Here is a 19,713-nt window from a genome sequence, read left to right as displayed (position 1 = left end):
CCCCTACCTCAAAATCGTGAAACTCAGCGTTATAAAAACAACAAACAAGACCGAATCAGCGAAAAATAATGGCGCTGTTCAAACTTGTATACGAAAAAGCATGGCGATCGTGTTGGTGGCATCCGCAATGAAAAAGTACTTTTCATACCAACCTAGCTAGAGAGGCAACGACTACACTGCCGTAATAAAGCAACCGCCATTGCTTGCGAACATAAAATAAGTTTGCCGTTAAAACAGAATTAAATGACACGTGAGCAATAAAAGATTGCTCGCGATAATGAATACAGTAATAAGGGCAAGTCGCTCCCGACATCCTTAAAGCAGTGTGACCATAACGATTCATTTGCAACGTAGTTTCAATACGAAGTAAGAATGATATCGAGCAAGCTAAGGCGTTAAAAACGACGTCAAAATGGTCAACCACCAAGGATAATGCGGCGTTACAACAAAGTCCCCGTCCAGCCGTGAGGTTGCGCGGTGAGGGTTTGCACATGTCACTTTAATTTTGTGTCTTAACGGCTGTACTAAACCAGAGTTAGATACAATGAAAAGAATGTTAATTAATGCAACTCAGCAAGAAGAGTTGCGCGTAGCCCTTGTCGATGGGCAACGGTTGTACGATTTAGATATAGAAAGCCCGGGGCACGAGCAAAAAAAAGCAAATATTTACAAGGGTAAGATAACCCGCGTTGAACCTAGCTTAGAAGCTGCTTTTGTCGACTACGGCGCTGAACGCCACGGTTTTCTCCCCCTCAAAGAAATAGCCCGCACTTACTTCCCTAAAGGTTACAAATTCGAAGGCCGCCCAAACATCAAAGATGTGATTAAAGAAGGCCAAGAAGTTATTGTTCAAATTGATAAAGAAGAACGCGGTCAAAAAGGCGCTGCCCTCACCACATTTCTTTCACTTGCAGGTAGCTATTTGGTACTTATGCCAAATAATCCTCGTGCTGGTGGCATATCTCGCCGTATTGAAGGCGACGAGCGCACAGAACTAAAAGAGTCGCTTAGCAAGCTAGAACTTCCAGACGGCATGGGCCTTATTGTTCGTACTGCTGGCGTAGGAAAATCTTACGAAGAATTAGAATGGGATTTAAAAGTACTTCTGAAGCACTGGGAAGCTATTTCAGAGGTTTCTCAAGAGCGTGAAGCACCGTTTCTAATCCACCAAGAGAGTAACGTTATTGTACGTGCGATCCGTGACTATCTACGTCGCGATATTGGTGAAATCCTAATTGATAAAACCAGCATATATGAGCAGGCGCTACAGCATATCCAGCTAGTACGACCAGACTTTGCTAGCCGCGTAAAATTGTACCGCGGTGAAGTTCCACTGTTTAGTCACTATCAAATTGAAAGCCAAATCGAGTCTGCATTCCAACGTGAAGTTCGCTTACCTTCAGGTGGCTCAATTGTTATTGACCCAACAGAGGCGCTAACTTCAATCGATATTAACTCTGCTCGCGCAACGAAGGGCGGAGATATTGAAGAAACTGCGCTCAACACCAACTTAGAAGCCGCAGACGAAATTGCTCGTCAGTTGCGTCTGCGTGACTTAGGTGGCCTTGTGGTTATCGACTTTATCGATATGACCCCTGTGCGCCATCAGCGTGAAGTAGAAAACCGCATGAAAGATGCGGTGAGAAGCGACCGAGCACGTGTTCAGTTAGGGCGTATTTCACGCTTTGGCCTGCTTGAGATGTCTCGTCAACGCTTGCGTCCGTCGCTAGGCGAATCAGCGCACCACGTGTGCCCTCGCTGTTCGGGCCATGGCACTATTCGCGGAACCGAATCTTTAGCGCTTTCTATTCTTCGTATTTTGGAAGAAGAAAGCATCAAAGAAAATACAGGGCAAATTGAAGCGCAACTACCTGTTCCAGTAGCAACCTATCTACTTAACGAAAAGCGTAAGTCAATTCAACTGTTAGAAAAGCGTCATGGTGTTGATTTATTGCTTATTCCAAACGCTAATTTAGATACGCCGCATTACCAAGTATTACGCCGCCGTCCTGATGATGTTCTATCAGATGCTAGCTATGAAGTAGAGTTGATGCCAGCGGTAGAAACAGAAACTGAAGTTTCAACCACGGCCCCAGTTAAGCGAGAAGAGCCAGCACTTAAAGGCTTAGTTGCACCTACGGCAGCGCCAGTAGTTGCGCCTAAAGAAGAGCCGGTTAAGAAAGCTGATGATGTGCCTTCTCTATTTGCTCGTATCGGCAAGTGGATAAATGACTTGTTTGGTTCTGATAGTGTACAAGAAGCAAGTCAAGACAAGAAACAACAGGCTGACGAAAATAGTAAGCCGCGAAACAACCGCAGTCGTAATAATGACGACCGACGCCGTAAGCCACGGAACAAGAACAACCGTCGAGGCACTCAGTCTCAAAACAGAGACCAAGCTAAAGACCAGAACCGCGATCGCGAGGAGCAAGACAATCGCAAACCTCGCAGTGAGCAGCGTCCAGAGCAAGAGGAAAAACGCAGCAACAAGGGTCGTAAGCCGCGCAAAGTACAGCAGCCTCGTGACGAGCAGCCAAAGCCTAAGCAGGAAAAGCAAGAAGGCGAACAGCAAGAAAACCAAGCGCAGAAAAAGCGTGAGGTAGCTGAACGTAGAAAGCGCCGTGACAAGCGTCGTAGTGTTCGCGTTAATAAAGATGAAGTTGCATCTGATACTATTGAGCAGATTGATGCAAAAGCGCCGTCAGCACCAAAAGGTGATGATGCGGTAAAAGCACCTCAACAAGAGAGCAAGGCGCAAAGTAAATCTAAGAGCGATGCTAAGCCTCAAAAAACAACAAAGTCTGACGATGTAGAAGACAAAGCTGACAGTGTTGTAGAGCAAGAACAAAAGCCACAGCCTAAGAAACCTGCAAAGAAAGCTACTGATTCTGCAGCAGAGGCAACAACGACACCTGACGTCGAAAAGCCAGAAGAAGGCCAAGCTGGAACGTTAGACTCTACAGATGCTAACGCTGACGAAAATGGACAGAAACGAGAGGGACGCGGACGTTCACGCCGTTCTCCTCGTCACGTCCGTGCAGCCGGTCAGCGTCGCAAGAAAGAATCACAGTTAGCGGATGATTCAGAAACACAGGTTAAGCAGCCAGGCGAGCTAGAGTCTCAGGATTCAGAGGCAAAGGTTGAGTCTCCTGTTAAATCTGACGCCCCTGTTGTTGAGGAAACTCAAGCTCAAGAGCCTGGTCAATTAAAACCAGCAGACGAGCAGCCTGTATCAACACAAGAGAAGCAACAAGCTGCTAAACTCGATGTGGAGGCGGTTCAGGATGAGCTACAATTTGACGCAGAGCCTTTAGCTGAGAAGGTAGAGCCGTCAGCCGAAGGTGAAAAGCCGTCAGCTGAAGTTGAAAAGCCTCTAGAAGAAACTGATGACTCCGTTGAAACAGCGGACTCAACTGAGAAAGAACCAGTGGCTGAACAAACTCGCGCGTCAGAAGATAAAGCGCCGGTAGTAGACACCGCTCCTGTTGCTGATAGCTTGGCCCCGAAAGAAGAAGAGAAACCAGAGGTTCCTGCTGCTTCTCAAGAAACAACGGCGTCGCCAGAACAAGTTGAGATTAACTTAGCTGATACATCTGAAACGTTAGGTTCTGAAAAGACGGAAGAGCCTGTGTCAGAAGATGCGACATCAGAAACAGCAGTTGAAACACCTGTAGTTTCTAAGCAGGTTGATGACAGCGTCGCCTCCTCCACTGAAGTTAGCCTTGCGGCTAGTGGAAAAGGTAAGCGTGGCGCATCACATCCGATGGCCCTACCTGCAACAGTGAACGACACATTCGTTGATGTTGCGCTAACGGCCAAAGCTGATGATGCTCGCCCTGCCCTAACAGTATCAGGAAAAACAGCAGCGATGGCTCGCGTAGCGTCTCGTGCTTCTGCACCGACTACGTTACCTAAGTCAGCCGAAACTGCTGTTGAGCCTGAAACGGCTGCCGAATAGCATTTTGCTAATAAATTAAAAAAAGCCGCTTTCGAGCGGCTTTTTCGTTTGTTAAATTGGTACATACCTCTTCCCAAAAGTCGCAGGTGAGAAATGGAAAGTTCAGTCGATAAAGGCTATATAACTTGGCTTAGCGAAGCATGCTGTGCCCGTGTTGTCCATACACAAATGATCCAGCCACTTTGGAGCGGCTATGGCGCGTGTTTTAGAGCCAAACTTGATTACTCTGCGCCTGTTGGTCATAAAAAAGAACATAAGCTTGAGCAAGAAAGCATAGGTATTGGGGTTGCTACTAATACTAAAAACAGCGCGTTTTATCCCATCGCTGATAGCAAGCGCTTCACCCACGTCGTTGTGAAGTGCGCGTCGCCGCCACCTAATTTAGCCCACCCAAGAGGATGGAACGGACAACGAAGTGACGAACGCAAGCGTCGCTCTTTTCGTGTTGAAAACTATTTTTACGATAAAGTGCAGTGGTTAACTACTGACCGATGTAGGACGGCCACTTGCGTATCCCATGCGCAAAAAGGTACGTCAACGCTACTTGTGATGGAAGATTTAGCACACAGTGGCTTTACCCATACCTCAATGTCTCTTTCACCGGATAATGCAAAAACAGTTCTTAAATGGCTGGCTCATTTTCACGCCCGCTTTTTAACTAAAGAGGCCGTTGAGAAAAATCCCGATACCAATCTTTGGCACGAAGGCACCTACTGGCACTTATCCACAAGGGAAGATGAGTATCAGGCAATGCCTGAAAGTTTGTTGAAGCAAAATGCCCAAGCTATTTCTAAACGTCTGTCCAGTGCCCGTTATCAAACACTCGTTCATGGCGATGCTAAAGTCGCTAATTTTTGTTTTACCGCAGATTTCTCATCCTGTGCGGCTGTTGATTTTCAATATGTCGGCTACGGCGTTGGAGTAAAGGACGTAGCCTATTTTTTGGGAAGCGCGCTAACCACGCAAGAGCAACAGGAACATCGTAAAGCTTTACTCGACGCGTATTTTAACGAGTTAGAAATAGCGTTGCTCGCTCGCTTGTCTGAAAATGATCATCACTGCGACTTTACACACAGCGATGGTTCTTTAAACAACGATGCTCTTACGCACAACGACGTAGTGCAAGTAATCAAAGAATGGAAAGACCTATATAGTTTTGCCTGTGCAGATTTTTATCGTTTTTTAGCAGGCTGGAGCCCAGAACATTGGAAGATTGACCAAGAACTTCAGCATCAGACAGACATTACATTGGCCAAGTTAAGTAAAGACATTTAGCGTTTTATACACAGCTCGCATTTCCGCCCTACGTTGAACCTCAAATAGCGCTAATTTTGCTCCGTTACATACAGTTATGCGTATATACAAGTAAATATATGTAACGCACTTATCATGTATAAACGCAAACTTTACCTATTCGGCCTGCTTTCAACGTTTATTTTGCTGATCGCATTAGCAAGCGCGGCAGTATCTGCTCATTTGACCCGAACCAATTTGGCACAAGCCCAACTCGCTCAGTCGCTATTATCAGAACATCAACAGCTCTCCAGTATTTCTTACCGCTTATTTAAGCAACTTACCGACGAACTCATTTTCGGTAAAAATGCTAATCAGGCAAAGGTAAGAAACAAACAGCAACAGATTGAAAATTCACTAAACCGTATTAAATCACTGGAACTCGATCAGCGCGAGGCACTGGGTGTTGAAGCGACCCTCGGTAGTGTAGAAGACACCGGTGAACTAGAGACACTTATTCAAAGCATTGTAGAAGAATTCAGGGCAATTGCACTTAGCAACGACAACACTCCGCTTAATCAACAGGAACGGTTACAAACCCTGCTTGAGGTAACCATCGACAATCAGTTTCGAGAGGCTATCAACTCTGCGGTAAATCGCCAAACAGGCGTGGTTTCACGTATCAATGCAAGTATTGAAACGCTCAACACCAGCATTGTGTGGTTTACGATTAGCTTAGGGCTCATCACCTGCCCATTCATTTTGCTCGGCTGTTATTGGCTTTTTAACGCACTTTATCAACCGCTTACTGTTATACGCACAGGCACCGATGCCATTGCATCGGGTAATTACCATTATCGGCTGCCGGAAACCTTGGATGGCGAATTCACCGATCTAGTGAAAGCGCTCAACTCGATGATAGTGAGGCTTCAAGAGCACGAAGACCAGGCTGATGCTCATCGTAAACATCTAGAGTTTGAAGTTGAAAGTCGAACGCGAGCGCTCAAAGAGGCCAATGACAAGTTAACCCAGCTAGACACTAAACGCCGCCAGTTCATGGCTGATGTTAGTCATGAATTACGCACGCCGCTTACTATCATTCGCGGAGAGGCGCAGGTAACGTTACGCCAAGCTGCAGCAACCAATGAAATTTACAAAGAAACCCTAGAGACCATACTTGAACAAGCCGTGAACTTGAGTAAGCTTGTCGATGATCTTCTGCTACTGGCACGTGCTGAAATGCACGAATTCACCGTAGATTTAGTGAAATCAGACTTACACGGTCTGCTTACTCAAAACATGCACTTATGGCAAAAACTCACAAAGCCTAGAACCTTTGATTTGCAGTGGCTTGCCAACATGAACCTTAACGTGCTTATCGATAAAGACCGAATATTGCAGGTGTTGACCATCCTTATCGAAAACGCACACAAATATTCTTATGCCGATGCCCCTATAACACTTAAGGTTGAGAATGTTGGCTCTACTATCATGGTCTCCGTAATCGACACGGGTGATGGCATTTCATCAAGCGATTTACAACATGTCTTCGAGCGTTTTGTTCGACTAAAACGCAAAGGCAATGGTATGGGGCTAGGCCTATCTATCGCCAGAGCAATAGCAGAGGCCCACAATGGTACCCTTTCAGCCCAATCGACGTTGGGTAAAGGGTCACAATTTACGCTTACGCTACCTTTACTGGATGACCAAAACACCCCGTCAGCGTAAACCGTCTAGAATAACTTTCGAACCTTTAGGATTATAAAAACAATGAAAATTCTTATTGCTGATGATGAAGCCCCGCTATTGCGCTTTCTGTCGCGGGGTTTGAGCGCCGAAGGTTTCGAGTGTGTCGAGGAATCAGCGCTACATAATTTAGTGACGCGAATTCGTCATGAATCCCCCTCTATCATTGTGCTCGATAGAATGTTCGGTGACGAAGACAGTGTTGAATTGCTTCCCGCTATAAAATCATTACCAAACGCGCCTATGGTGTTACTTTTAACTGCGGTAGATGAAGTACGCGAACGAGTAAACGGCTTAAAGCAAGGGGCCGACGACTATCTGTGTAAACCCTTTGACTTTGATGAGTTACTGGCCCGTATAACAGCCCTTGGTCGCAGGGTGACAAATGTACCGGCGGCAAATGAGGGGCTTTCCGTTGGTCCATTATTTATTGATGACGAATCGAGGATAGCCACCTTGAACGACGTGGAGATATCCCTCACTAAACTGGAATACGATATGCTTTATTATTTTGCCGAAAATGCAGAAAAGGTGTTGTCTCGAGAGCGTATTTTAAGTCGAGTATGGCGAAGTCATGCCGACCCGCTTACCAATGTTGTCGACGTATACATCAGCCGATTAAGACAAAAACTTCAGGCAAGCAATAGCATTGTAATTGAGACATTACGCGGAAATGGCTATCGCCTTACAATTAAGCACGCTGCCAAAGAGTAAATGCGCGAAACTAAATAATAGGTTGCATCTTTCTCAGCACTGGAAACATGCAGCCTCTTACCACGATTACAACCCCATAAATCAGTAAATTCATCACAGGTTCTATTGCTTTCTTTATTGATTAGAACTAATTTGAACACTCGTTCAAATAGCATCTTAATTACTAAGGATAATGATGACTCGATTTCTTTCTAAACATATCCCCACGTTTCTATGCGCCACCTCTCTAGTTTTAAGCGTGGTATCTGCTCAATTGTCTGCACAAACCCATGAAAGTCGACATTCTCAGCAAGAACCAAATACACAGGTGACAAGTAAATTAAAAGCACCAAAAATTATCTTTTTCGATGTCAATGAGACCTTACTCGACCTGACCGCCATGCGCAGCTCGGTAGGTGAAGCCTTAGGCGGTCGAGATGATTTGTTGCCACTGTGGTTCTCTACCATGTTGCATCACTCACTGGTGGATTCAACCACCGGTCGCTTTCATACCTTCGGAGAAGTTGGCGTTGCCTCACTGTTGATGGTCGCAGAAATTGAAGGGATCGAGTTGACCAAAGCGCAAGCCAAAACGGCAATCGTCACGCCGCTTAGAAGCCTTCCGCCCCACCCTGACGTGCGCGATGGCTTGCAAGCACTTAAAGACAAGGGCTATAAACTGGTAAGCCTTACCAACTCATCTAATCAGGGTGTTTATACCCAGTTTAAAAACGCCGATCTTTTGTCTTATTTTGATGAACGACTCAGTGTAGAAGACATTAATCTCTACAAGCCCGATACACGCACGTACGAGTGGGCTATTGAAAAAATGGGGATAGCACCAGAAGACGCTATGTTAGTAGCGGCCCACGGCTGGGATATTGCTGGTGCGAAACAAGCGGGCTGGCAAGCGGCGTTCATTGCACGTCCCGGTAAGGTACTTTACCCGTTAGCAATAGCGCCTGACACTGTTGTAAGCGGGCTAGATGAACTGGTATCTCAATTACCCGATGCCAAATAAGCGTCAGGGTTGATGGTATGTAGGTGCACATTAAAGCACTGTTTATTGGTTTGCACGGGATAGCAGATTCGCTTGATGCTCAGGTTAAACGCCTGAGCCAAAGCTAAAAGTTATGCCAATCGATTTTTTGAGATAGGCACTTAGCTACGACCTCGCCATGCCTGCTCTTTTCATATCAATGTGAGGAATATCGTCTTCCAAATACATCGTCGAGGTGGCTTCAAACCCAAAACTTTCATAAAAGCGTTTTAAATATTCTTGCGCGCCAATTTCAATATCACAGCCCGGCCATAGTGCCTCACAATGATTAATAGCTTCACGCATTAGCGCCTTGCCCGCTCCCTTCCCTCTGAACGCCTCGCTGGTAGCAACACGGCCAATACTTACCGATGGATAACTTACGCCTTCGCTAAGTAATCGTGCACACGCTACTAATCGGTTGTCTTGAAACCCCATCAAATGACGGGTTTGCGGATGGCGATCTTTTTCGTCAAGCTCAGGGTAGGCACAGTTTTGCTCAACAACAAAAACATCCACACGCAGCTTAAGCAAGTCGAAGAGTTGATTATTAGTCAGTTCATTAAATGTGAGTGATTGCCAAGAAACCATGTTGCCTCGTTGATTGATATTTAAGCCGTCTAACAAGCAGTTGTCATCTAGATGTTGAGATAGACACTTATGCCGATGAGCGCTACTCAAAGTTCGAAGTGTAACGTGTGGCGCTTCTTCTCACAAATTATGCAACGAGTTTTTCACTCAAGCCTTGCGTCATTATAATAAACAAGCTCTCGATGCGGATTGGTATAACCTCAACAAAGATTGGCTTAGCTTCCAGTTGCCACTCTTTCTTCTTTTCCCTATATCTGAAGTTTTGTATTTTTGGTCGGTTCCACCTTATTAACTGTTGGATTTCATCCAATTGAGTCGTTAAGGTGTATCAAAGCTAGAGTATCCGAACATTCACAGGCATAACAAAGAGTATGAGCGACAAAAGGAATATCAAAACTTACGACAAACCCGCTGGCGGATGGGGCGCTTTGAAAAGTGTTACCCAAAGCTGGATACAAAGTGAAAAGCCGCTTAAAAATTTGCGGGCCATGCTCAAAACCAACCAAGACAAAGGGTTTGACTGCCCTGGCTGTGCTTGGGGGGAGTCGCCAGAAAGCGGATTAGTGAAGTTTTGCGAAAATGGCGCTAAAGCTGTGAATTGGGAGTCTACCGGTCGGTATGTTGACCCAGCGTTTTTCTCAAACCATTCAGTAAGTTCGCTCAAAAAGCACACTGACTATTGGTTAGAATCACAAGGCAGACTCACCCACCCTATGCGCTTCAATGCTCAGACTGACCATTATGAACCCGTATCATGGGACGATGCGTTTGCGCTCATCGCTAAGCACCTAAATGATTTACCCTCCCCTCATCAGGCCGAGTTTTACACCTCTGGACGAGCGAGTAACGAAGCTGCCTACCTGTACCAGCTATTTGTACGCGCATATGGCACCAACAATTTTCCCGATTGTTCAAATATGTGCCATGAAGCATCAGGCCAAGGCATGAAACCAACTATAGGTGTTGGTAAAGGCACGGTCACCTTCAATGATTTTGAAAAGGCCGATACCATATTCGTAATAGGTCAAAACCCAGGAACTAACCATCCTCGCATGCTAGAGCCACTGCGTGACGCTGTTCGCCGAGGTGCACAAGTTGTTTGCTTTAACCCGCTTAAAGAGAGGGGTTTAGAGCGCTTTCAACACCCTCAACATCCTATCGAAATGCTCACCAATGGTTCAACGCCGACAAATACAGCTTACTTCAGACCGTCACTTGGTGGCGATATGGCAGTGATGCGCGGCATCGCCAAGTGGCTAATAACGTGGGATGACGAAGCAAAAGCGAACGGCAAGCCATTGGTATTAGACCATGACTTTATTCAAACTCACACAAATGGGCTAGACGATTACTTAACTGCGGTTAAGGCTACCAGTTGGGAGCAGATTGAAGCGCAATCAGGTCTTTCAAAAGACGAGATACAACATGCTGCTATGATGTACAAGCGCGGTAGACGGGTCATCATGTGCTGGGCCATGGGGATCACACAGCACAAACACTCTGTCGCGACGGTACAGGAAATAGTAAACGTGCAGTTATTGCGAGGCAACGTAGGTAAGCCTGGTGCAGGGCTTTCTCCCGTTCGCGGTCACAGCAATGTACAGGGCGATAGAACCGTAGGTATTAACGAGGCGCCGCCAGAAGCATTGCTCGACGCGCTGGAGAAAAGATTTAACTTTAAGGTACCGAGAGAAAGAGGTCACAACACTATTCAAGCCATTCAGGCTATGGAAAGTGGTGAATCAAAGGTATTCATAGGCTTAGGCGGAAATTTTGCCCAAGCTACACCAGATACCCCCCGAACTCATGCTGCTTTGTCGAAGTGCAATTTGACTGTACATATTGCGACAAAGCTTAATCGCTCTCACCTCACAACGGGAAAGGATGCCCTAATTCTGCCCTGCTTAGGCAGAACGGAAATTGATATGCAGGCAAATGGACAGCAAGGTGTAACAGTAGAGGACACCTTTTCAATGGTCCATCTCTCTTATGGTCAACTCCCCCCTAGTTCAGAAATGTTGCGTTCAGAGCCAGCCATTATTGCGGGTATAGCGAAAGCCACGCTTGGCAATATCCCCGTGGACTGGGACGTCTTAGTTAGCGACTACGGCAATATTCGCGAGCTTATTGCTGATACCATAGACGGCTTTGAAGACTTTAATAAAAAAGTGTCTCAGCCTGGTGGCTTTCATCTTGGTAATGCAGCAAGTGAGAGACGTTGGTTAACACCTTCGGGTAAGGCGGAATTTGCCACAAATACATTGCCAGCGTCTTTGTTGAACTCCGAAATAATAGCAAGAGGCGAAAAGCCTGACCTCATACTGCAAACGCTACGCTCCCACGACCAATACAACACCACCATTTACGGCATGGACGATAGGTACAGAAATGTGTTTGGCGCGAGAGACGTGCTGTTTGTAAATGAAAGTGATATAAAAAAGCTTGGCTTTAAAGACGGGGAGAAAGTGGATATTACGTCGTTGTGGAACGATGGTCGAACCCGTCAAATAAAGCAATTTATGCTGGTAGCTTATGATATTCCTGAGGGGCAAGCTGCTGCATATTATCCTGAAACAAATCCCCTTGTACCCCTTGATAGTTACGGAGACGGCACCTTTACACCGACGTCAAAGTTTATTGCCATCAAACTGACTAAATCTGAATCTGATGGGCGTATTCCGATCTCTTCAACGTAAACTAAGACGCGCCTGGCACGAATGCTCGGGGAGCATCGTGCTTGGGTACATGGATAAGGGTTACACCATGTCGATTCGCCCATTTTACTGAAAGAGCCGTTGGTGCAGACAGTGTTACTAATAACGCAAGCTTTGCTCTAATTGCTTTTTGAACGAGTTCAAGGCTGCAACGGCTAGTTAAAACCGCAATGTTCTCGGTATTGTAATAACCCTTCGATGCAATAGCCCCAATAAGCTTGTCAAAGGCATTATGCCGCCCTATATCTTCTCTACATGCTATGACATTTCGATCTTTATCAAAATATAAAGCCGCATGAACAGCGCCACTTTTTTGGGCGAGGCGCTGAGATTTTTCTATAGCAATTCGCAAGCCTTTAAACCAGTTAGCTGAAGGCAATGCTGCACTGTCCACAGGTACCAGTGACGGTAGTGCATTTTCGAGCGCTTCAATACCGCATAAACCACAGCCTGACGCACCAGTTAGCTGACGTTTCTTTTCTTTCAGTTTCCAAAACGACTTATTTGCTATTTCGACTTCCGCGTTAATATGCTCTTGATGATAAGAGACTTCGATATTATAAAGCTGCCTGGTGTGCTCAATAATGTCATTGGACAAGCTAAAGCCAATAATAAAATCCTCGATATCGTAAGGAGACACTAACATTACTGCGTAATTTATGCCGTTATAGCTAATACTAAGCGCAACTTCTTCAGCAAGTATAAACCCTTCGCTATCTGCACTATATTGAATAATCACTGCTTGCGTTTTGTCAGCGCGTTCACCTTTGCTTTCATTCTTATTTTCGTTTTTGACCGCCACAGATGTACTGACATGTTTAGCTAAAACGTTTTTTTGTTGAGGATTTTCTTGTTGACACTTTTCGCTCACAAAGAAGGATGTGGTTTGTTTTTAGGCCAATCGTTTGGTGTATTAACATTAAGCCATTGCGCTTCATTTTCAACACTTGATGAAGAAAGCGCTAACGCATTTACGTGCTCTAGAAAACCAATAACCCGCCTTTTACCTTGGTTAACAAGATAATCATTTAACACCTCTTGTGTGTTGCTGCTAATCGGTAAATAGAAAGGGAGAAAGCGGTTTTCAACGAAACAAGCCCGTTCATTTTGCCTTCCTAGTGAAACTAATTGATTAAGTAACTGTGATGTCATTTTAGGCATATCGACTGGCAAAACCAAAAGTTCACGCTTGAGCGTTTCCTCTTCCCCATTTTTCATGGTTTTACATGGCGCGTTTTTTAATATTTCACAAACGGCGGCGTGAACACCTCCAAGCGGCCCGGCGTTTTCGATTTTATCAATGACGTGCCCCGCTTCATTACGACTTACTAGTACGCTTTTACACCCCGCGGCCTCAAGCAAATGCGAAGCATGTGTTATTAAAGTACGCCCCTGAAATTGCATCAGCGCTTTGTCCTGCCCCATGCGTCGAGATGCACCACCTGCTAGCACAACCCCATATAACATACCTATCTCCATTTTCTTGGGTTATAAAGAATTTCGTCTTTGAAATAAATTATAGGGCGCGCTTAATGCAAATTAAACGTAGTTGAAAAAGCGCCGCTGCCTTCCTGAGTTACTTCTCATAGCCACTAAACCCACAGAAAAGAGAAATATCCAAACCGTCGCGGCCTCACTTACAGCATGAGTTACTGTGGTGTAATAACCAATATCAGCAAACGACGCTACTGTGGTGTCACTTAAGGTAATTGGATACGGCCCCAAATATCCGGTCATTAAGTCCGATGAACCACCAGGCCAAGGTTCGTCCCAATGACTGTTGGCAGTGCCCGCTCCGCCACCAAGTTCGACAGGGATAAATTCAGCGTTTTCAACAAACTCACGGCGATAAATTTTTAAAGCATATTCTCCAGTATAGCGCCCAGACCCATTTACATAGTTCGACTGACTACCCGCGATAAAAAAGTCTGTCGTCCAGAGCGTTCCAAACCCTATCACATGGGCCATTTCGTGAACGATAACGTCAAAAAGGCGCCCACGATTTTCGAGGCTCCTCAAATCAGCAGTATCAAACCGCATTCGTCCTCTATTTGCATAAACGAAAGGACTATCGCCTAATTGCGTTATTGCAGTAGGTCCAGCTTGACCAAGGATCCCTCCCGTCCCATCAATGGACACGCCGCTCGCGTCAATAAGAATACTATGATCAAATGTGCTTTGAACCCCTGTAAGATATGATTCCCAATATTCTATAGCATCATTAAAAATACTGGATTGTGATGGTGTTAATCCGCCCAGGTTATTGATTGAAATACTAAATAAACCTGCTTTTGCAGAAGTAGATAAGAATAGAGCAAAAGTAATAGCTAACACTAATTTACCTGCGCCGCCCATAGTATGACTCCTGAATCAGCAAACGTGAAGATGTATAACTATAGTTCAAGAATGTTGAAGCAGCTTGCGTGTTCCGTTTTAAAATACTTGAAAAATTGTAACATCAGAAGGATAAATGACGAGCGCTATTTGCGAACAACACAGGTACGTCAACGCAACTCTATAAGATTAGTGCTGCGCCGACGCATTTAGAAGTGGACTACCAAGTTAAATCGTCAGGAATTTCGTAGTCAGCATACCAATCATCTTCAGCCTCATCTTTGCCATCAGTGCCGCTTTTATCTAAATCAGCACGATAAATGACTGACGCTTCGTCACGCTGAGCAATTTTGTCAGCAACAGGCATGGGTACGAGCTCATAGGCATCGTCTAACAAGACAATAGCCAAGCGACCTTTGGTCACTTGCTTGTGAATGGACTCGCTCACATACATACGCTTTACCACGTTATCGTGAGTAAAGTTCAAAACAACGTCACCGTCTCTAGGTTGTTTATTCGCCGTGATAAGCTGTCTAACTTGGGCCACAATTGAGCGCTTCTCACGCTCTTGCTGCTGCAATTGATTTAACTCACGAGATCGCGCTTTTTTCTCTTCGGCAGCCTGTTGAGCCGCTAAGGTTGCTTCATCAAGTACCGGCTGTTTCTGTTTATTTTTTTGCTTTTGCTTCTTGCGCTTGTCTGCACGAGCTTGCTTTGCAGAACTTTTATCCGCCAAACCGGCTTTTAAAAGTTGGTCTTGTAAAGAGGACATAATCAACTCTCATTAATAGATTCTAAATTTCACGTCTAAACGCATCAAAATAATGGCTAATACGTAATAAGCCCGAAAAATTCGGGCTTATATTTTACGCTTGAGGCAATGCATTTACCTTCACTATGCGTTACTTTTTCTTCGCTTTTGACTTAGCCGCTGGTGCTTTCGCCGCCTGTTCTTGCCATTTCCCGTTGTCGTACCAGGCTGACCATCCAGTTGCCTTACCGCTGTCATTTTCAGACATTACGTATTGCTGCTTGGTCTTTCTGCTGTAGCGTACTATTGCAGGGTTTCCGTCCGGATCTGTTTTTGGTGCATCAGCAAGATAATAGAACTTCGGCGAAATTCTGTCTCTAAACCGTGCAAGTTCTTCCACTTTCGGCGCGCGAGTCTCTCGCGACTTAGGGAAGTTATGGGCCGCCAAGAAAATGCCTGAAGCGCCATCACGTAACATAAAGTGGGCGTCTGACTTTTCACATGGAAGCTCAGGCAAATCCACTGGATCTTCTTTTGGAGGCGCAGCTTCGCCGTTTCTAAGCAGCTTGCGGGTGTTTTTACACTCTTCGTTAGTACAGCCAAAGTACTTACCGAATCGCCCGTTTTTAAGCTCCATATCGCTGCCGCACTTGTCACACTCGATAATGGGGCCGTCATAGCCTTTTATCTTAAATGTGCCGGTTTCAACCAAGGTGCCATCACACGTGGGCGTGTTACCGCATACGTGAAGCTTGCGGGTTTCATCGACCAAGTAACTGTCCATAGCCGTACCGCACTTCGGGCAACGCTTTTTAGAGCGAAGCGCTTCTGTTTCAAGCTCTTCCTCGTCGTCCACCTTCACCACTTCATCGCCAGGCGTTAAATTCATGGTGTTTGTGCAGCGCTCTTTAGGCGGCAAGTTGTAACCTGAACAACCCAGGAACACGCCCGTCGATGCGGTTCTTACGTTCATTTCTCGACCGCACTTGTCACAATCTATACCCGCAGGTATCGCCTGATTTAGGCGCATACCGCCTTCTTCCGGGTCTTTCTCAGCGTTTAACAGCTTACCGTAGAAGCCACTGTAGAATTCGTTGAGTACGTCTTTCCAGTCCTTGTTGCCTTCAGCAATATCATCGAGATGTTGCTCCATGTTGGCAGTAAAATCATAGCTCATCAAATCATCGAAGTTTTCCATCAGACGATCGTTAACAATCTCCCCCATCTTCTCGGCATAGAAACGTTTATTCTCTAAACGTACATAACCACGGTCTTGTATGGTAGAGATGATACTTGCATACGTTGAAGGACGACCAATGCCTCGTTTTTCGAGCTCTTTTACCAAGGACGCTTCGTTAAATCGTGCCACTGGCTTTGTGAAATGCTGCTTAGGATCAAGTGCTTTTAAGTCAAGCACATCGCCTTTCTGCACATCTGGCAACATTAGTTCTTCATCGCCTTTTTTGCGAAGCTGTGGCTGCACACGAGTCCAACCATCAAATTTAAGCACACGGCCTTTCGCAGTAAGCTCATAGTCGCCTGCCGCAACTTTAATGGTGGTGGCGTCATATTTTGCAGGTGTCATTTGGCAAGCCAAAAATTGACGCCATATAAGTTCGTACAAACGCTGCGCATCGCGCTCCATATCACCAAGGCTCGCCGCACTGATATTTACGTTAGAAGGACGAATAGCTTCGTGTGCTTCCTGTGCGCCTTCTTTGCTGCCGTAGCGAATTGGTGAATCTGGCAAATATTTATCGCCAAACTTATCTGTAATATACGCTCTTGCGCTTTCAACCGCCTCTTTACTAAGGTTAGTTGAGTCAGTACGCATGTAAGTGATGTAACCCGCCTCGTAAAGACGCTGCGCCATCATCATGGTTTTCTTAACACCAAAACCTAGTCGAGTACTTGCTGCCTGCTGCAGTGTTGACGTAATAAACGGCGCTGATGGACGGCTCTGCGTTGGCTTAGATTCGCGGCTTTCTACCGTGAATTTTGCATTTTCTAAATCAGCCAATGCCTTGTCGGCTTGCGCTTTATTTTTTGGTTTGAAGCCGTCGCCCTGATATTTGGCAACGAGCATGCGAAGTGCCGCTTTTTCCTGACTGGTTAGATCAGCGTGAACATCCCAGAACTCTTCAGGGACGAAAGCTTTGATCTCTCGTTCGCGCTCTACCACTAATCGCACGGCGACCGATTGAACACGGCCAGCTGAAAGACCGCGAGCAATCTTCTTCCACAGTAATGGCGACACCATAAAGCCCACTACGCGGTCTAAGAATCGACGAGCCTGCTGTGCATTTACACGAGAAATATTTAACTCGCCTGGCGCTGAGAATGCATCCTGAATAGCGTTTTTAGTGATCTCGTTAAACACCACTCGCTGATACGTTTTGCCTTTAGTGCCAAGCAGCTCTTGTAGATGCCATGCAATTGCTTCTCCCTCGCGATCCAAATCGGTTGCGAGATAGATAGTATCGGCGTCTTTAGCAAGCTTTTTAAGCTCGTTAACAACCTTTTCTTTACCTTGCAGCACTTGGTAGTGGGCCTTCCAGTCTTTCTCTGGATCCACACCCATCCTGTCTACAAGCTTTAAATATTCGTGGCGGCGAAGGTATTCTTGACGCGCTTCTTCGCTTAAAGTTTTGAGTTCTTTAGCCGGTTTTTTAGGCTCTACTTTGCCTAACGCCTTCGTCGGAAGATCTCGCACGTGGCCAACCGAACTTTTTACGATAAAATCTTTACCAAGATATTTATTTATCGTTTTTGCTTTGGCTGGTGACTCGACTATGACCAGTGATTTTGCCATATAATTGAACTAAACCTATTGATTTTTAATGACTATTTACGTCAAATTCTGAAAATTGGAGCAACCTTGCACTATATATAGGGTACCCGCTCTTTTTTAACATATATCTACAAAGTGAATGGAAAACAAGATCTTCTTCATACTTATTCTTTTCATCGCTCTAATTGCACGCAGATTCTGTACATTAAATAACCACCGCGATTGGCATTGGCTTTAAAAGCCGTATAATGCGAGCCATTCCAACCTAGCCTGACAACGTTTTCAGGTGATAAGAAGTGTATCGCTTTACTCTCTACTGCGAGCTCAAGTGTGACCGATGATGAAAAAATCAAGGTCGCACGAGTATTAAAGTTAGCATATGAGTCAACCGGTAACACACCTAGAATGAGGGAAAGTATGAAGCAGTTTGAAGTTAACTTTGACGGTCTAGTAGGCCCTACCCACAACTATGCCGGTTTATCCTTCGGCAATGTTGCTTCACTGAATAATGCCAATGCGGTAAGCAGCCCAAAACAAGCTGCAAAGCAAGGTTTGGCTAAAGCCAAAGCCCTTGCCGACATGGGCATGATGCAAGGTGTCTTAGCGCCACAAGAGCGACCAGATATTGCGGCACTTCGTCGTTTAGGCTTTACGGGGAGTGATGCAAGAGTACTAGAAAGCGCTGCAAAGCAGTCTCGCGAGATTTTTCTTGCCTGCTGCTCTGCTAGTAGCATGTGGACTGCAAATGCCGCTACTGTGTCTCCTAGCGCCGATACAGCCGATGGACGTGTTCACTTTACCCCTGCAAACTTGACCAACAAGTTTCACCGCTCTTTAGAGCCCCAAGTTACGGGAAACATTCTGCGCGGCACCTTTGCCAATGAAAAGTACTTTGCCCATCACCAGCACCTTCCTGACAATGAACATTTTGGTGACGAGGGCGCTGCAAACCATACGCGTCTTTGCAGCAACTATGGCCAAGCGGGCGTTGAGCTGTTTGTTTATGGCCGTCATGCGTTTGATACCAGTAAACCTGCACCGAAAAAATACCCTGCTCGCCAAACGCTAGAGGCTTGCCAGGCTGTTGCACGCTTACACGGTCTTGACGACGACGGTGTAGTTTACATGCAACAAAACCCTGACGTTATTGACCAGGGTGTATTCCACAATGATGTTATCGCGGTGGGTAATCAGAATGTCTTGTTTTTCCACGAACAGGCTTTTTTCCAAAAAGAAGCGGGCCTAAAAGAACTCCAGGCAAAATTTGGTGATGAACCATTGCATTTCATTGAGGTGCCAACGGATGAAGTCTCAGTATTAGATGCGGTTAAAACCTACTTGTTTAATACGCAAATCATCACGCTCCCCAGTGGCGATATGACCATTATCGCGCCAACGGAGTGTCAGGAAAACGAAGCGGTTAGTCGCTATCTGGACAAACTGGTTACATTGGGAACCCCAATTAAGTCTGTAAACTATTTCGATGTGAAACAGAGCATGCGTAACGGTGGCGGCCCTGCTTGCTTGCGCTTGCGCGTTGCGATGAACGATCAAGAGCTTGCTGCGGTAAACCAAAATACGTTATTTAACGATACGCAGTTCGCACGCTTAAACGCGTGGGTAGATAAACACTATCGTGACGAACTTACCGAAAATGATTTGCGTGATCCGCAGTTGCTTATTGAATCTCGCACAGCGCTTGATGAGTTGACTCAGATTCTTAAAATTGGATCGGTTTATCCTTTCCAGCAAGGGTAAGTACGGGACTCAGTCGTGAACGCTCATTAAAGCGTGAACGCTATATAAGGGGGTTCACCAAAAAATATAAAGCCGGCATAACGCCGGCTTTTTTGACTATCGCTT

At 45.7% G+C, this 19,713-nt stretch carries 13 protein-coding genes; 7 read left to right on the top strand and 6 right to left on the bottom strand.

Annotation, left to right across the window (positions count from 1 at the left end):
- The first annotated feature begins 544 nt into the window (after positions 1 to 544).
- From rne to C6Y39_RS09570, 5 genes are all read left to right on the top strand, one after another.
- Positions 545 to 3,958 (top strand): ribonuclease E, encoded by a 3,414-nt coding sequence (rne, locus tag C6Y39_RS09590; protein WP_105931040.1) that lies wholly within the window; start codon positions 545 to 547, stop codon positions 3,956 to 3,958.
- Between the two features lie 93 nt (positions 3,959 to 4,051).
- Positions 4,052 to 5,233, top strand: coding sequence for a phosphotransferase (locus tag C6Y39_RS09585; protein ID WP_105931039.1), 1,182 nt, complete (start codon positions 4,052 to 4,054; stop codon positions 5,231 to 5,233).
- A gap of 114 nt (positions 5,234 to 5,347) precedes the next feature.
- Entirely contained in the window at positions 5,348 to 6,919 is a 1,572-nt protein-coding gene (locus tag C6Y39_RS09580) for a sensor histidine kinase (protein WP_105931038.1), read from the top strand.
- 42 nt (positions 6,920 to 6,961) lie between these two features.
- A complete protein-coding gene (locus tag C6Y39_RS09575; RefSeq protein WP_105931037.1) occupies positions 6,962 to 7,651 on the top strand; it encodes a response regulator transcription factor in 690 nt (229 codons plus the stop codon).
- Between the two features lie 175 nt (positions 7,652 to 7,826).
- Positions 7,827 to 8,651: a haloacid dehalogenase type II gene (locus C6Y39_RS09570; RefSeq protein ID WP_105931036.1), complete on the top strand. Its 825-nt coding sequence runs from the start codon at positions 7,827 to 7,829 to the stop codon at positions 8,649 to 8,651.
- A gap of 144 nt (positions 8,652 to 8,795) precedes the next feature.
- On the opposite strand, the gene C6Y39_RS09565 is transcribed toward C6Y39_RS09570, so the two are convergent.
- The gene (locus tag C6Y39_RS09565; protein ID WP_105931035.1) at positions 8,796 to 9,260 is read right to left on the bottom strand and encodes a GNAT family N-acetyltransferase; all 465 of its coding nucleotides are present in this window, start codon (positions 9,258 to 9,260) and stop codon (positions 8,796 to 8,798) included.
- 371 nt (positions 9,261 to 9,631) lie between these two features.
- Here C6Y39_RS09565 and C6Y39_RS09555 point away from each other — a divergent pair, with 371 nt between their 5' ends.
- Positions 9,632 to 11,956, top strand: a complete 2,325-nt coding sequence (locus C6Y39_RS09555) for an FdhF/YdeP family oxidoreductase (RefSeq protein ID WP_105931033.1) — start codon at positions 9,632 to 9,634, stop codon at positions 11,954 to 11,956.
- Position 11,957: 1 nt separating this feature from the next.
- Here C6Y39_RS09555 and fdhD read toward each other — a convergent pair whose 3' ends face one another.
- The 5 genes from fdhD to topA form a co-directional block, all read right to left on the bottom strand.
- Positions 11,958 to 12,776: a formate dehydrogenase accessory sulfurtransferase FdhD gene (gene fdhD, locus C6Y39_RS09550; protein ID WP_105931458.1), complete on the bottom strand. Its 819-nt coding sequence runs from the start codon at positions 12,774 to 12,776 to the stop codon at positions 11,958 to 11,960.
- 65 nt (positions 12,777 to 12,841) lie between these two features.
- Positions 12,842 to 13,441 carry a molybdenum cofactor guanylyltransferase gene (gene mobA, locus C6Y39_RS09545; RefSeq protein ID WP_240618856.1) on the bottom strand — a complete coding sequence of 200 codons (600 nt, stop codon included), beginning with the start codon at positions 13,439 to 13,441 and terminating at the stop codon, positions 12,842 to 12,844.
- A gap of 72 nt (positions 13,442 to 13,513) precedes the next feature.
- Positions 13,514 to 14,329, bottom strand: a complete 816-nt coding sequence (locus C6Y39_RS09540; protein ID WP_105931031.1) for a leishmanolysin-related zinc metalloendopeptidase — start codon at positions 14,327 to 14,329, stop codon at positions 13,514 to 13,516.
- A gap of 199 nt (positions 14,330 to 14,528) precedes the next feature.
- Positions 14,529 to 15,080 (bottom strand): DUF2058 domain-containing protein, encoded by a 552-nt coding sequence (locus C6Y39_RS09535; RefSeq protein WP_105931030.1) that lies wholly within the window; start codon positions 15,078 to 15,080, stop codon positions 14,529 to 14,531.
- Between the two features lie 130 nt (positions 15,081 to 15,210).
- Positions 15,211 to 17,871, bottom strand: coding sequence for a type I DNA topoisomerase (topA, locus tag C6Y39_RS09530; protein ID WP_105931029.1), 2,661 nt, complete (start codon positions 17,869 to 17,871; stop codon positions 15,211 to 15,213).
- A gap of 396 nt (positions 17,872 to 18,267) precedes the next feature.
- Between topA and astB the strand changes: the two genes are divergently transcribed.
- Positions 18,268 to 19,608, top strand: a complete 1,341-nt coding sequence (gene astB / locus C6Y39_RS09525) for an N-succinylarginine dihydrolase (protein WP_105931457.1) — start codon at positions 18,268 to 18,270, stop codon at positions 19,606 to 19,608.
- Positions 19,609 to 19,713 lie beyond the last annotated feature (105 nt).

Source organism: Alteromonas gracilis (assembly GCF_002993325.1).
GTDB classification, from domain to species: Bacteria; Pseudomonadota; Gammaproteobacteria; order Enterobacterales; family Alteromonadaceae; genus Alteromonas; species Alteromonas gracilis.
The sequence above is the reverse complement of the archived record's forward strand: the minus strand, read 5'-3'. Positions and strand labels throughout refer to the sequence as shown.